The sequence below is a fragment of the Ruminococcus sp. 210702-SL.1.03 genome (assembly GCF_020559915.1).
GTDB lineage: Bacteria > Bacillota > Clostridia > Oscillospirales > Ruminococcaceae > YE71.
On the sequence record NZ_JAJCLZ010000001.1, the window covers coordinates 272252 to 286941 of the forward strand.

General features: G+C 52.4%; 16 protein-coding genes. 1 reads left to right on the plus strand and 15 read right to left on the minus strand.

The features are described 5' to 3' along the window. Nucleotides 1–8: 8 nt before the first annotated feature. The 11 genes from LI114_RS01245 to LI114_RS01295 form a co-directional block, all read right to left on the minus strand. A complete protein-coding gene (locus tag LI114_RS01245; protein WP_227218685.1) occupies nt 9–1025 on the minus strand; it encodes an elongator complex protein 3 in 1017 nt (338 codons plus the stop codon). After that, the gene (gene rnc / locus LI114_RS01250; protein WP_022127783.1) at nt 1025–1720 is read right to left on the minus strand and encodes a ribonuclease III; all 696 of its coding nucleotides are present in this window, start codon (nt 1718–1720) and stop codon (nt 1025–1027) included. The genes LI114_RS01245 and rnc overlap by 1 nt, the downstream gene beginning before the upstream one ends. Before the next feature lie 45 nt (nt 1721–1765). Beyond that, nucleotides 1766–2776, minus strand: a complete 1011-nt coding sequence (gene plsX / locus LI114_RS01255) for a phosphate acyltransferase PlsX (RefSeq protein WP_022127784.1) — start codon at nt 2774–2776, stop codon at nt 1766–1768. 23 nt (nt 2777–2799) lie between these two features. Then, entirely contained in the window at nt 2800–4143 is a 1344-nt protein-coding gene (trmFO, locus tag LI114_RS01260) for a methylenetetrahydrofolate--tRNA-(uracil(54)-C(5))-methyltransferase (FADH(2)-oxidizing) TrmFO (RefSeq protein ID WP_227218687.1), read from the minus strand. Between the two features lie 2 nt (nt 4144–4145). Beyond that, the gene (topA, locus tag LI114_RS01265; RefSeq protein ID WP_227218689.1) at nt 4146–6245 is read right to left on the minus strand and encodes a type I DNA topoisomerase; all 2100 of its coding nucleotides are present in this window, start codon (nt 6243–6245) and stop codon (nt 4146–4148) included. A gap of 27 nt (nt 6246–6272) precedes the next feature. Then, entirely contained in the window at nt 6273–7481 is a 1209-nt protein-coding gene (locus LI114_RS01270; RefSeq protein WP_227218690.1) for a DNA-processing protein DprA, read from the minus strand. After that, entirely contained in the window at nt 7474–8283 is an 810-nt protein-coding gene (locus LI114_RS01275; RefSeq protein WP_227218692.1) for a TrmH family RNA methyltransferase, read from the minus strand. Before LI114_RS01275 ends, LI114_RS01270 begins: the two co-directional genes overlap by 8 nt. A 67-nt stretch (nt 8284–8350) precedes the next feature. Further along, entirely contained in the window at nt 8351–8704 is a 354-nt protein-coding gene (rplT, locus tag LI114_RS01280; RefSeq protein ID WP_022127789.1) for a 50S ribosomal protein L20, read from the minus strand. 61 nt (nt 8705–8765) lie between these two features. Next, nucleotides 8766–8966, minus strand: coding sequence for a 50S ribosomal protein L35 (gene rpmI / locus LI114_RS01285; RefSeq protein ID WP_022127790.1), 201 nt, complete (start codon nt 8964–8966; stop codon nt 8766–8768). Between the two features lie 24 nt (nt 8967–8990). After that, entirely contained in the window at nt 8991–9509 is a 519-nt protein-coding gene (infC, locus tag LI114_RS01290; protein WP_227218775.1) for a translation initiation factor IF-3, read from the minus strand. Nucleotides 9510–9767: 258 nt separating this feature from the next. Then, on the minus strand, nt 9768–11306 hold the full coding sequence (locus LI114_RS01295) for an ATP-binding protein (protein ID WP_227218694.1): 1539 nt from the start codon (nt 11304–11306) through the stop codon (nt 9768–9770). A gap of 331 nt (nt 11307–11637) precedes the next feature. Here LI114_RS01295 and LI114_RS01300 point away from each other — a divergent pair, with 331 nt between their 5' ends. Then, nucleotides 11638–12477 (plus strand): putative manganese transporter, encoded by an 840-nt coding sequence (locus tag LI114_RS01300; RefSeq protein WP_022127793.1) that lies wholly within the window; start codon nt 11638–11640, stop codon nt 12475–12477. Between the two features lie 63 nt (nt 12478–12540). On the opposite strand, the gene LI114_RS01305 is transcribed toward LI114_RS01300, so the two are convergent. The 4 genes from LI114_RS01305 to LI114_RS01320 form a co-directional block, all read right to left on the minus strand. Continuing rightward, nucleotides 12541–12804: a Txe/YoeB family addiction module toxin gene (locus LI114_RS01305; protein WP_022127794.1), complete on the minus strand. Its 264-nt coding sequence runs from the start codon at nt 12802–12804 to the stop codon at nt 12541–12543. Next, nucleotides 12801–13064, minus strand: a complete 264-nt coding sequence (locus LI114_RS01310; protein ID WP_022127795.1) for a type II toxin-antitoxin system RelB/DinJ family antitoxin — start codon at nt 13062–13064, stop codon at nt 12801–12803. The genes LI114_RS01305 and LI114_RS01310 overlap by 4 nt, the downstream gene beginning before the upstream one ends. Nucleotides 13065–13199: 135 nt before the next feature. Continuing rightward, on the minus strand, nt 13200–14264 hold the full coding sequence (locus tag LI114_RS01315; protein ID WP_227218697.1) for a glycoside hydrolase family 25 protein: 1065 nt from the start codon (nt 14262–14264) through the stop codon (nt 13200–13202). Next, a complete protein-coding gene (locus LI114_RS01320; protein WP_227218698.1) occupies nt 14221–14688 on the minus strand; it encodes an RrF2 family transcriptional regulator in 468 nt (155 codons plus the stop codon). Before LI114_RS01320 ends, LI114_RS01315 begins: the two co-directional genes overlap by 44 nt. Between the last annotated feature and the right edge of the window lie 2 nt (nt 14689–14690).

Consider the following 14690-nt stretch of genomic DNA (forward strand, 5'->3'; position numbering starts at 1 on the left):
AGCGCTCCTTAATCTGCGTTTTCTACCTGCTCTATCTCAAAATGCTCCGCGCCCTCGCGGGGGATAAATCTCACCTGTGTGCCCAGCGTGCGGAGGTATTCGGCGTTGCAGCGCTTGTGACCCGCCGCACGGCTCATGTGTTTTGGCGGCACGGCTATCACGGCGCTTTTCGGCAGCTTTCCGCCGCCCGCCGCCGTCAGCTCTTTCACCATCTGCCGCAGATACAGCCTGCCCTCGCAAAGTTCGCGAAATGCGGGATGGTAAAATCCGCCCAGTTTTTTTGCTTCCACATCTCGGCTGGCGTGCAGCCCCAGTTTTATGACCTCTATGCCGCGCTGCTCGGCGTCGGCAAGAAATCCCGCGCAAAGCTCCACCGCTGTGTCGAAGTCGAAAGGCTGATATTCGCCGCTTTTATAAAGCTCGCCCAGCCGCGTGCCCTCCAGTATAACTACGGGGTAGATGCGCACGGTGTCGGGCGAAAGCGCCGCTATCCTGCGCCAAGATCTGCGCTCTTCCTGCGGCGTGCTCTTGTAAAGCCCTACCATCATCTGCAAGCCGAGCTGAAAGCAGCGGCGGCTTTTTATCAGCATTGCCGCGTAAGCCGCGTCCTTAGCCGAATGTCCGCGCTCGTTAGCTTCGAGCACCTCGTCGCTCATCGACTGCGCGCCCAGCTCTATCGCCGTAACGTGGTGCGCCTTGAGAATGTCGAGTATCTCTTCGTCGATGTAGTCGGGGCGGGTAGATATGCGTATGCCGCTGAACCTGCCCTCGCCGATGAAAGGCTGCGCCGCCTCTAGCAGCTCAAGCATATAGCGGCGCGGCACGGCTGTAAAGCTGCCGCCGAAAAAGGCTATCTCAGTATCAGCAGGGTCGCGCACCTCGCCCAGCGCCGCCGTGCATATGCGCTCTACGTCCGCCGCGCGGGGCGGCTTTTCGGTGCTGGTTATCGTGCGCTGGTCGCAGAAAGCGCAGTTGTGCGGGCAGCCTGCGTGCGGCACGAAAATTGATATATTGCTGTGCGCCATTATTCCAGACCCATAAGCCGCAGCGCTTCGCGCGCCGCCGCCTGCTCGGCGTTTTTCTTCGATTTTCCGCTGCCCTCGCCGATGACCATGCCGTTCAGCAGCACCTGCACGTCAAAATGCTTATCGTGGTCGGGGCCTGACTCACCTTTCAGAAAATACTCTATCTTCTCTTCGGGATTTCGCTGGATAACTTCCTGCAGTTCCGTCTTGTAATCGTGAAAAGCCTTGCCGCCCGCGGGGGTGATGTCTTTCGGGATAAACGAAAGCACATACTCGCGCGCTTTTTCCATACCGCCGTCGAGATAGATCGCGGCGATAACGGCTTCAAATGCGTCGGAAACTATCGAGGGACGCTCTCTGCCGCCCGTCATTTCCTCGCCCTTGCCGAGAAAAATGTGCTCGCCCAGCTTTATGCGCTTTGAGAACTCAAAAAGCGCGTTTTCGCAGACCAGCGAGGCGCGCAGCTTAGTCAGCTCGCCCTCGGGGATATGCGTGAAATGTTTGAATATATAGTCCGACACGGCTATCGAGAGCACCGAGTCGCCCAAAAACTCCAGCCGCTCGTTGCTGCGGCGGGTCTTTTTATTTTCGTTAGCGAATGAGGAGTGCGAAAGCGCCTCGTAAAGCAGGTTCTCGTTCTTGAACTTGTAGCCTATCAGCCGCTGCAGATCCTTCATTTTTTCCTGTTCGTTCATTTAGCAGCTCCTTGCCTTTCCTGACCTTTCCGCTTTATAGTGGGGTCAGGCATTTTCCTTTGCTTTTTTCATGTCGGCGAGCGCCGCGGTTATCTCGTCGATAACGCCTGTTTCGGTGAAAAGCTTCGCCTGGCGAACCGCGTTGTAGAAAGCCTTAGCGTCAGAGCTTCCGTGCGCTTTTATGACGGGCTTAGCCGTGCCCAGCAGCGGCGCTCCGCCGTACTCGCTGTAATCTACCTTTTTCTTAAATTCCTTCACGCTCGACATTATCATCAGCGCGGCGAGCTTGTTCTTAGTGCCCGCGGTGAAGATATTTTTCAGCTCGCCCGAGAAGAATTTGCCCATACCCTCATACAGCTTGAGCATTATGTTGCCCGTAAAGCCGTCGGTAACTACCACGTCGGCGTCGCCGAGCGGCACTTGCCTAGCCTCGATATTGCCGATGAAATTAACGGGCGCTTCGGTAAGCTGGCGGTATGTTTCAAGCTCCAGCTCTCTGCCCTTCGACTCTTCCGAGCCAATGTTCGCGAGCGCTACGCGGGGGGTATCTACGCCGAGTATCTTGTTCATGTAAGCCGAGCCCATTATGCCGAACTGCGTCAGCATCTCGGGGCGGCAGTCGGCGTTCGCACCGCTGTCAAGCAGCATCGTAGGCGCGCCTGCGGTGGGCAGCACTGTAGCCAGCGCGGGGCGCTTTATGCCCTTTATCCTGCGTACTATCATGGTAGCGCCTACCACCAGCGCGCCGGTAGAGCCTGCCGAGAGGAATGCGTCGCCCTCGCCGTCAGCCAGCATCTTCATGCCTACCGCCATCGAGCAGTCTTTCTTGCCCTTTACAACGGCGGTCGGCTCTTCGCAAACGTCTATCACGGTATCGGCGTGGCGGATAGCGAGCGCGGAAATATCCAGCCCGTTATTCTTAGCGCAGTCTTTTATCTTCTGCTCGTCGCCGACTAAGGTTATATCTACCTGAAAATCGTTGTGCGCGTCGATAGCGCCCTTTATGACCTCCAGCGGCGCGTTATCTCCGCCGAAAGCGTCTATTACTATGTTCATATTTATCCTCCAAGCTCGGGCTTTTACAGCTCCGCTATAACAGCGCTCATATCTGCCAGACCGCGCAGCGCGGCGGCTTCGTAGCGTTTTTTCTTATCCCTTATCTTCTCGCCCAGCGGCGGCAGTATGCCGATATTGCAGCCCATAGGCTGAAATTTCTCTACCGCAGGGTCGCTGATATACTTGCTCAGCGCGCCGAGCATACTCGTTGCAGGCAGCGTGACGTAAGGCTTGCCCTGCACCGCGCGCGCCATGTTCAGCCCTGCGATGATGCCGCTCGCCGCCGACTCTATATAGCCCTCTACGCCTGTCATCTGCCCCGCGAAATATATCTCGGGCCGGATGCGCATAAAGAACTGCTCGCTCAGCAGCTTCGGCGAATCTATAAAAGTATTGCGGTGCATCACGCCGTACCGCAGAAACTCAGCGTTTTCAAGTCCCGGTATCATCGAGAACACGCGCTTCTGCTCGCCGAATCTCAGATTTGTCTGAAAGCCCACGATGTTGTACATACTGCCCTGCGGGTCTTCCGCGCGCAGCTGCACCACCGCGTAGTAGCGCTTGTTGGTGACGGGGTGGTATATGCCCACGGGTTTCAGCGGGCCGTAGCGCATGGTGTCCGCGCCGCGCTTCGCCAGTACCTCTATCGGCATACAGCCCTCGTAGACCTTAAAGCCGTCTTTCGAGAAATGCTCTTTCTCAAAGTCGTGCAGCGGGGCGCTCTCGGCGTTCACCAGCTCGTTATAAAAGCGCTCGTACTCTTCCTTTTCCATCGGGCAATTGATATAATCCGCCGCTCCCCTGCCGTAGCGAGAGGCGTAAAACGCGCGATCCATATCTATGCTCTCGAAAGAAACTATCGGCGCTGCCGCGTCGTGGAAGTAGAGGTAATCTTCGCCTATAAGCTCGTGTATGCTCTGCGCCAGCGCGTCTGATGTAAGCGGGCCGCTCGCGATTATCGTTCTGCCCCGCGGTATCTCGGTCACCTCGCGCGAAACTATCTCTATCAAGGGGTGCGCCTTTATCTTCGCGGTCACGGCGTCGGAAAAGGCTTTGCGGTCTACCGCCAGCGCCCCGCCTGCCGAAACGCGGCTTTCCTCGGCGCACTGCATAGTCAGCGAGCCTAAGCGGCGCATCTCTTCTTTCAGCATACCCGCCGCCGAGCCTATACGCTCAGCTTTCAGCGAGTTTGAGCACACCAGCTCGGCGAAGCCGCCGTACTTGTGCGCGGGGGTGTATTTTTCGGGCTTCATCTCAAAAAGCCGCACGTGCACACCCGCCGAGGCAAGCTGCCATGCCGCTTCGCAGCCCGCAAGCCCTGCGCCGACTACGTTTATTTTTTCGTTCACGTCATTCAGTTCATTCACGCTCATATATCCTTATCGCTTTCGCCGAGGTCTTTCTCGTAGCCGCAGCCCTCTTTGTGGCACACCAGCTTGCCGTTTTTGCCGCCCTTGCGGAAAAGCGTAGAGCCGCACTTGGGGCACTTGTCCTCCATCGGCACATCCCACGTCATGAAGCGGCAGTTCGGGTTGTCCTCGCAGCCGTAATATTTCTTGCCTTTTTTCGATTTTTTCAGCAGCACCTTTTTGCCGCAGTAGGGGCAGTTTCCGCCCGTTTCCTGCACTATGCGCTTGGTAAAAGTGCAGTCGGGGAAGCCGGAGCAGGCCATGAATTTGCCGAATCTGCCTATTTTTATCACCATAGGCTTGCCGCAAACTTCGCACACCTGGTCTGTTTCCTCGCAGGGCACTTTCACGCGCTTGCCCTCCATAGCTACTTCAGCTTCTTCAAGCTCGTGCTCAAATTCACCGTAAAATTCTTTCAGCGTGTCTGTCCACTGCATCTCGCCGTTTTCAACTTTATCGAGGTCATTTTCCATATTCGCCGTGAATTTCACGTCTACTATCTTGTCGAAATGCTCACTCATGAGCTGGTTGGTAACTTCGCCCAGTACCGATGGCTTTAGCTGTTTGCCGTCGCGCTCAACGTAATTTCGCGCAAGTATGGTAGTTATCGTCGGCACATAGGTAGATGGTCTGCCGATGCCCGTTTCCTCAAATGCCTTTACTAGCGTGGCTTCGGTGTAGCGCGGGGGCGGCTGAGTGAAATGCTGATTGCCCGAAAGGCTCTTTAGCTGAAGCTCGTCGCCCTTTTTTACCGCCGAAAGGTCGTTTTTCGGTTCGCCGTCGTCATCGCGGCTCTCTTCATACAGCGCAGTAAAGCCGTCAAACTTTACAGAGTAGCCCGTAGCCTTGAAAATGCAGCCCGCCGCCTCTATATCTACCGAAACGGTGTTCATTATGCACTTCGCCATCTGGCTGGCTATAAAGCGCTCCCATATCAGCTTGTAAAGCTTGTACTGGTCGGCGGTAACATCGCTGCGCTTTACAATATCGGGGGTAAGCTCGGGGTGGGTGGGGCGGATAGCCTCGTGCGCGTCCTGAGCGTTGCCCTTTGTCTTGTATTTATTCGGCGTTTCGGGAATATAATTCTCGCCGTATTTTTCCTTTATAAAATCGTAAGCCTGCGCGCGCGCCTCGTCAGATACACGCTGGCTGTCGGTACGCATATAGGTTATAAGACCCACGGGACCCATATCCTGTATCTCAAGACCTTCGTAAAGCTCCTGCGCGACTTTCATCGTGCGCCTTGCCTGAAACGAGAGCCTGCGCGAAGCCTCCTGCTGAAGGGTCGAGGTGGTGAAAGGCGCTGCGGGCGATTTCCTGCGCACGCTTTTCTTCACGTTCGCCGCCGTAAACACCGCGCCGTCGAGCCGCTCGAGCGCAGCGTCGGTCTGCTCTTTTGAAAGCAGCTCGGGCTTTTTGCCGTCTACCAGCTCCAACTTTGCGGAGAATGGCTTTTTAGCGCCCTTTGCGAGAAATTCCGCGTCTACCGACCAATATTCCGTCGATACGAATTTGCGTATCTCCTCCTCGCGGTCGCAGATCATCTTTACCGCTACCGACTGCACTCTGCCTGCGGAAAGACCGCGGCGTATCTTGCGCCAAAGGAACGGCGAGAGCTTGTAGCCCACTATCCTGTCGAGCACGCGGCGCGCCTGCTGAGCGTCTACCAAATTCATATCTATCTGCCGCGGGTGCTCCATTCCCGCCTTTATTCCCGAAGCGGTAAGCTCCTTGAAAGTTACACGGTTGGCGTCGTTTAGGTCGAGCCCCAATATCTGTGCCAAATGCCACGAAATAGCTTCCCCCTCGCGGTCAGGGTCTCCCGCGAGATAAACGTGGTCGCACTTTTTGGCTTTCTTTTTTATCTCTTTGATTATCGGCTCTTTGTCCTTGATATTTATATAATGCGGCTCGAAATTGTTTTCGATGTCTACGCCCAGCTTTGATTTCGGCAGGTCGCGCAGGTGTCCGCGCGAGGCTATGACCTCGTAGTCGCCGCTTAGATACCTTTTTATAGTCTTGATTTTTGTAGGTGACTCTACTATTATCAGATTTGACAAGTGTGATTTCTCCTTTCCGAACCCACCTTAACGTTTCAATCTGTAACGTTTGCCCGGCAGCTCATCTATTATCTTTTTTATCTGCAATGTCATGAGTTCGTTTATAAGAACGCTGACGGGCAGCGAAAGCCTTTCCGCCAGCAGGTTCATATGCAGCTCGCCCTTCTCCAGCGCCTTGCAGATCTCCTGCTGGCGCGGCGAAAGGCCGCTCATATCTATTGTAGCAGAGTTTTCGCTTTTGTGCAAGTCCTCCGCCTGTTTTTCTTTGATTTTTTTTGTATTTTTTGTTTTCTTTTTGGCTGATACGGTCTTTGCCTGCTTTTTATTCTCAAAAATGTCAGGCAGTATCATATCCTCAGCCTTGCCAGAATTTTTCAGAGCGCGTATCACGTCGTACGCCCCGAATATCGGCACTGCCCCCGCCCGCAGCAGGTCACGCTGACCGTAAAATTTGCGGTCGGTTATATCAGCGGGCGGCAGGGCGAATATCGGTCTGCCCAGCGCGCGCGCCTTTTCGGCGTTATCCAAACCGCGGCTCACGTTGGAACATTCGATGAAGATCACGCCGTCCGCCAGCGCGCAGAGTATGCGGTTGCGCGAACCGAACGTAGGCGCTCGGTAATCGTTACTGTCCGTAAATTCGGACACTAAAACTCCGCTGCCGACTATGCCCTCGTCCAGCTTATCTACCGGCGATTTGCAGAGTATGCCGCGTCCGCAGACGGCTGCCGTTTTGCCGCCCGCCGCGAGAGCCGCCTTGTTCGCCGCGCAGTCAAGCCCCTGCTCGAAGCCGCTTATCACCAGCGCGCCCGCTTCCACGAGCTGCGAACATATAATATTCATCGCGCTCACCGAATATTCGCAGGGCGTGCGCGTGCCGACTATCGCGATTGCGGTCTGCGAGCCCAGCACCGTAATATCGCCCCGCGCATACAGTACGGGCGGCGGGTCGGGTATCCATTTCAGCCGCTTCGGGTAAAGCTCGTCGCCGAAGCCGACCGTCTGCACGCCTTTTTCAGCCCACTTTGCGATAATCGCGCGCGCCTCGGAAAGCTTTACCGTGTGCGCCGCCTGCCGCTCGTTCGCCGTCATGCCCTCTACCGCGCCGCGAGCCGCCGCTTTGCAGAAATCAAGCACGTTATCGTAGCTGTCGCTGAGCTGCCACATACGCTCGTTCGCCGTGCCGAAAACCAGGCTCAGCCACACCCAAAGCGCCGTTTCGCCCGCGTTACTCATTGCAGCTCATCTCCCAAAGCAGTATAGTTCCCGCGATGGCGGCGTTGAGCGAGTCCATATCACCTTTCATCGGGATGGTCACCGCGCGTGTGCAAAGCGCGGCGTCCTCTTGCGAAAGCCCGCGGGCTTCATTGCCGATGACAACCGCGCACCCGCCCGAGAAGTCAAATTCCCGCGCCGACTCACCGCCGTGCACCACCGCCGCGCAGGTCTTTATGCCCGCAGCGTTCAGCAGTCCGACCGCCTTAGCGTAGTCCTTTTCGATGTAAAGCTTGACGCGCGGCATACTCGCCATAGCCGAGCGCACGACCTTAGGATTATAAAGATCGACTGTATTTCCCGTCATGATAAGCCCCTCTATGCCCACTGCGGCGGAGGTACGTATCATAGTGCCGAGGTTGCCGGGGTCTTGCACGCTGTCGAGCACGAGGTATTTTCCGCGCGGCGAGATCTCTTCGGCGGTAAGCTTACGGTCGAGCTTTTTAGCTATCGCGAAAACGCCCTGAGTTTTTTCCACGCCGCCCATCTTCTCGGCGACCTCGGGCGTTATTTCAAATCTGCGTCTGGGGTCGAAATCCTCAAGCGCGGCGGTATCGAGCTGACCGCGGTATTTTTCAACAGCCTCGCGGGTATAAAACACCGCCTCTATCCCGAAAAGCCCTTTTTCGGCAAGCTGAGCGAGATCTATACAGTTTATTATACCCTCGGCGACGAAAAGCCCCGTTTCGCCGCGTGCCTTTTTGCTTTCGTAAAGCTTGCGGTAAAGCTTTACCTTCGGGTTATCCTTGCCTGAAATGAGCATTATAAATGTCCTCCAAAAATACGAAAAACGCGCAGGCTTTTATCGGCTTGCGCGTCATTTGTATGGATTAAAGAGCAGCCTTAGCCTGTTCAGCGATAGCTGTGAAGCCTGCGGGATCGTTGATAGCGATCTCGGAGAGCATCTTTCTGTTAAGACCGATGCCGGCCTTCTTGCAGCCGTTCATGAAAGTGGAATAATTCATTCCGTTGAGTTTAGCTGCTGCGGAGATTCTGGTGATCCAGAGTCTTCTGAAATCTCTCTTCTTCTGCTTTCTTCCGATGTAAGCGTACTGGCCGGACTTCATTACCGCCTGCTTAGCCATCTTGAAATGCTTGCTCTTAGCGCCGAAATAGCCCTTTGCAAGCTTAAGAGTTTTATTTCTTCTCTTACGAGTCATCATTGCGCCCTTAATACGAGCCATAGTAAATTACCTCCTGAAATTTTCTGAAATTCTCATTTAATAAGCCTAAAGGCCCGTGTTATTACTTCTTGTAAGGAATGAGCGCCTTAATGTTCTTTACATTAGAGTCATCAGCGATAGCTGCACCGCGCAGGATTCTCTTGCGCTTGTGATCCTTCTGCGTGAGTCTATGTCTCTTATTTGTGTGCTGGAATTTTACCTTTCCGCTGCCGGTAACGTTGAAACGCTTCTTGGCGCCGGAATGAGTTTTGATCTTAGGCATAAATTTATCCTCCTTAAATTTTGATCACTTTGCTGACTTAGGAGCGACGAACATGACATATCTGCGTCCCTCCATTTTAGGCTGCTTATCAACAACGCCCGATTCTGAAACTGCCTCTGCAAACTTTTTGAGCAGCTCTTCGCCGTATTCCGGATGTGCAAAGCTTCTCTTGTAGAAGCGAACTTCTACTTTAAGTCTGTCACCATTTTCCAGAAACTTGCGAGCCTGATTGACCTTTGTGTTAAAGTCATGAGTATCGATGTTAGAGGAAAGTCTTATTCCCTTAACTTCCATGACCTTCTGATTTTTCTTCGCTTCCTTCTCGCGCTTTGACTGCTCAAAGCAGAACTTGCGATAATCCATGATCTTACATACAGGCGGCTTTGCATTCGCGGCGATCATAACAAGATCCTTATCTTCGCTGTAAGCCTTCTCGAGTGCGTCTCTTGAGGACATTAGTCCGAGCTGATTACCCTCGGAATCCACTACTCTGATCTCTTTTTCGCGTATATCCTCGTTGATCTTGTAGTCTTTGTTGTTAATAACAGTACACCTCCATCAGAAAATAAAACGGACGCAGAAAAGCTTTCCGCGTCCGTAAAATATCGCACATAAAAACGCTTCTTAAAAAGCGCGTGGCGTAAATATCAAAACGGTTACCTTTTCGCAGCCGTAAAAGCGCTTAAGGTGAGAGCGGAAACTGCCCTGCTTTCATTTCTAATATATTATACACCACCGCCGCCGATTTGTCAACAGCGTTAATTGTAAACTTTTTATGACTTCGTGCAAACAGTCAGCCGGTCACATTCCCCTGCGGAAGCGCTGCTGCGGCTCTTCTACCGTGAAATTGATCTTGAACTGGTCGAATCTGCTGTAATCAGCCTGCGGCTCGGGGCCGCCGGGGTTGCACATATAGTCCTCAAAGCCGTAAGTTTCGATGAACTTAGCCGAGTTAGAGTTTATAGAGAGGTTATTGAAAACGGTGAGCAGCTCGTTGCCGATACCGTAAACTTCTATAACGAATCGAATGGTATTGAAGAATATATCTACCGCGCTCTGAGTTATAGCCTTAGCCTTATTCACGTTCTCGTCGTACATCTGCATTACGGTGAGTATAGCGCGGCGGTTGTCCCTAGCCTGAGTGGTAGCGTCGAGATAATTCTCAAGGTGGTGGATCACCCAGCGCTCTACTTTTTTCTTGGAAGCGCTGATAACGCGCGCGGTGATCTTCTTTTCCAGCTCGCGCTGACGGCGCAGGATATGCTGCGAGAAGATCTCGCGGTTAGAGAAGCCTTCAGCCAGACGCTCTACCGAATCCTGAAGCAGAGGAAGTATCTGCTCGAGCAGGCGGGTCATTTCGCGGCTGTACTGCATAGCGCCCGAAGCCTCAGCGGTGAGCACGTCGAGCAGGATAGCCTTTTCTTCCTTGCCAGCCGACTTCGCCATTTCCTTTATCTCAGCGGAAGCGTTGCCCGCGATGATGTCCTCGATATGGTAAGCCTCCTTGACCTCGCAGAAGTAGTTGTAGAAATCGTTGAAATCAACGGCTATATCGTGGTTCTGTATATACTGTTCTATAAGGATAAGGTCTACGGGTACGCCGCCCTCTTCGTGAAGCAGCATCATATCCGACATATCTTCCCAAGCACGGGCGGTAACGAAGCTCTGCTTTCCCGATTCGGTCGAGTCGATGCCGTAGAAGTGGTCGGGAAACTCGGTAAGATAGGTGATGATAGCGGTATGTACCTGCGCTTTCAGCGCGAACTCTTTCCAGCAGTTAAAGTCGGCAACGCAGTCTACCTTTTTCAGACGGTCGAGGGTAGCGATATCGAAATCGGTAACGGCGTGGTTGAACTCAGGCGGGTTACCTGCGGTGGTAACTACCCAGCCTTCGGGTATCTGGTGTTTGCCGAAGATCTTGTACTGCAAGAACTGGAGCATCATAGGAGCTATCGACTGGTCTACGCAGTTAATTTCATCGAGGAAGAGTATGCCTTCCTTGATGCCTGTTTCTTCCATGGTTTCATAGATATTCGCGATAACTTCCGACATCGTGCTCTCTGATACCTTAACGTCTTTACCGATGAAGTTTTTCTCAACTATCATGGGCTGACCGATAGCAGATTCACGGGTCTGGTGAGTCATAGCGTAAGAAACCAGGTTTACCTGCATCTCCTGCGCTATCTGGTCCATGATGGCAGTTTTACCGATACCCGGAGGGCCCATAAGGAACACAGGGCGCTGTTTCTCCAGCGGTATAAGGTAATCGCCGTACTCATCTTTCAGCAGATAAGAGCGTATAGCGTTTTCTATCTGAATTTTTGCTTCTTTAATATTCATACACTATCCTCCGTAGATTCAATATAAAAACGGCGCGTCACCGGCTTGTTTTAAAAGTGACACAAACCATTCATATATATTATAATCTATTGCTAAAATAAAGTCAACCGAATAATGAAGCTTTGTAGGATTGTACAAAGTGTTACGTTTAAATATGTGTAATTTGCGAATAAATTATTACATCCAGCATTATCGTCGCATAGTTTTGCAAAATTTGTGCCGCCTAAAATTCACAAAATACCGCTTGACATTGCCCTAAAGCTGATATATAATAAAACTTCAAGCATAAAAAAAGTTGAAAACAGTTCTGTTATAGATACGGAGGAAATAAATGACAGAGATCTTTTTAGACGCACTTATCGACACGCTAAAGATAATACCTTTTTTATATCTGGTATACCTGCTGATAGAGTACACTGAGCACAGCCACGCTGACAAGCTTTCCGCTGCGCTGCGAAAGCTGGGGCCTTTCGGCTCGGTAGGCGGCGCGCTGCTGGGCAGCATACCGCAGTGCGGATTTTCCGCCGCGGCTTCAAATCTCTACACAGGACGGCTGATAAGCGCGGGCACGCTTATCTCGGTATACATCGCCACCAGCGACGAGGCTATACCTATGCTTATCTCGAACCCGAAATTCGCGTCGGCGCTTTGGAAGCTTATCGTGATAAAAATAATCATCGCGCTGATAGTCGGCTTTATAGTTGACATCGTACTGAAAATGCTGCACAAAAACGACGAGCAGCCCGACTACGAGGACATCTGCCGCGACTGCCACTGCGACCACCACAACATCTTCACCAGCGCGCTGATACACACCGTGAAGATCTCGCTTTTCATCTTCATAGTCAGCCTTATCCTCGGCGGCGCTATAGAGCTTGCGGGCGCTGAGAAAATCTCGCATTTTCTCATGCAAGGCTCGATTTTTCAGCCTTTCATCACAGCGCTTTTCGGCTTTATACCAAACTGCGCTTCGTCCGTAGTGATAACACAGCTCTACATCGAGGGTGCGCTATCGTTCGGCTCATGCATAGCGGGGCTTTGCACAGGCGCGGGCGTAGGCCTGCTGATACTTTTCCGCACCAACCGCAGGTACAAAGAAAACTTTGCGATAATGGGCGTCATGTACGCCGCCGCGGTCATCTCGGGACTTATCATAAACGCCGTGCTTTGACGGCGCTGACAACTGCATAAAAAATAACGGCTGTTCGCTTTTTGGGGTGAACAGCCGTTTTGATTATTTATCGCCGTAATGTGTTCCGCATTGCATTATTTCAAGTTGCTCGCCGATTATACGAAATACGATGCGGTTTTGTTCGTCTATCCGCACGCTCCAATATCCTGAAAGATTGCCTCTGAGCGGTTCGGGCTTGCCTGAACACTCATAACCGTTCCTATCTATATCTTTAAGCAGGCGATTTATCTTTTTTAGAGTTTTCTTGTCCTGTGTCTGCCAGTAGAGATATTCTTCCCAAGCAAGATCATGCCACATTTTTATCATTCGTCGTCAACCTCTATCAATTCATGTTCTTTGAGGGTGCTCGCTCCGTTTTTTACGCTGGCAATACGTCTTTCCAGTTCTGCCATATTTTCGGCGCTGTAAAACGGGTCGGCGTTTATCTCAAACGGAATACGTCTTTCTCTTCCTACTTTAACAAGGAACATCGTTATAGCGGTCGACATATTAAGACCCATATCCTTTAGAGCCTTTTCTGCGTCAGCCTTGACTTCTTCATCAATTCTAAAATTTACCTGTGTCATATATTCCACGCTCCTTTCTATATACATTATACCACAATAGTACATACATTGTCAACTAAAAGCTATACATTTTCATCTTTTTGTCCAAAATCAACGGCTGTTCGCTTTTTGGGGTGAACAGCCGTTGTTTTTTACTCATATCATAAGCAGATTTTTCTTGAAATTATCCAGCTCTTTTCCCTCGCGGTATACTGACATCGCGAAGTACTCTTTGCTGTTTTCGTAGCCCTCTGTCCTTACGCGGGGGTTGAATTCCCACATAGCCCAGCCATCTTCGTCGGGCTTGCCGAAATGGTCTATCGTCCAGAGGGTGTATTTGCTGAAATACGGCTGAACGTACTTTTTATAGCACGCCGCGTCGCACATTATCACGGGCTTTCTGCCGTAGTAGTCCTCCAGCGTGTCGAGAAACGCCGTCAGATTATCGCGCACAGCTTCCGCGTCTTTCATTTTCAGATTGTAGACGCCGTACTTCGTCAGCTTCACCATCGGGCGCAGCATACCGTGCATATCGCCGCATTCCTCTATGAAATGCTCCGCCTGCTTCTGCCCGTCGGTGCGGAAATCGAACTCGTGCCAGCAGCCTACCAGCAAATCCTGCTTGCGGGCGTTCTTGCGGTTCTGCTCGTACTGCTCGTCAACGAATGACGTGCCTTTCGTCGCGCGGACGTACACGAAGCTTATCGTCTGCTGCGACATTATCTCCCAGTTTATCTTGCCTAAGCTTTGGTCTATCGCAGCGCCGCGCACGGGGTAATCGCGCTTTCGCGGCTCGTTGAACCATATCTGCCCGCGGTAGAAAAAGAACGCTATGTTCAGCAGTATAACGAAAACGCTCAGTATCGTCAGCCCCACCATCAGCTTTCGCAGACGGTGCTTTTTCTTTTTCGGCGGCTGCGGCTCTTCGCCGTATCCGTAGTCCTCCTCGGGGGGATAATACTGCGGCTCGGCGTAGGCGGGTATGCACTGCGGGTCGCGCGGGGGAACTCTCCTCGGCGGCGGTGCGGGATTTGCAGGACGCGGCTGATTTGTCGGCCCGACAGGTCTAGCCGGTCTGCCATACTGACCATGCCCGCTTCCCTGCCCCTGCGGATAGCCCTGCGATGCGCCGTGAGAAGGGTTTACATATTCGTCGTTTATCTTGTGTTTTGCTTCTTCATTCAGCTTGAAGTTTTTCTTTTGTTCGTTCATTGCATTCATCGCATCGCTCCCGATATTCGTCAGAGCCGGCTATCAGGTCTGCAAAATTGTAGCTTTCCAGCTTTTCTCTCACCATATCCGTGATCTCGCCGAAAGCTTTCTGATAGCAGCATATACCGTCCGCTCCGCGGCTGCATTCGTGCTCGGCGGAAAGACATCTTGAAAAATAGTATGTACCCTCTATCGCCTCGATAACGGTTTTGAGCGTAATGTCCGCGGGCTGCATTTTTATCTGGTATCCGCCCTGCGTGCCTTTATACGATCTTATAATATCCGCAGCCACCAGCTTACGCAGTATCTTCAGCGCAAAGCGCAGCGTAACGTTCGCCCTGCCCGCTATCGTGGCAGCGTCTACCCTGCCGCCGTCTAAGCAGAGCACCGATACTATCCTTACTGCGTAGTCGGTCTCCAGTGTGATATACATGG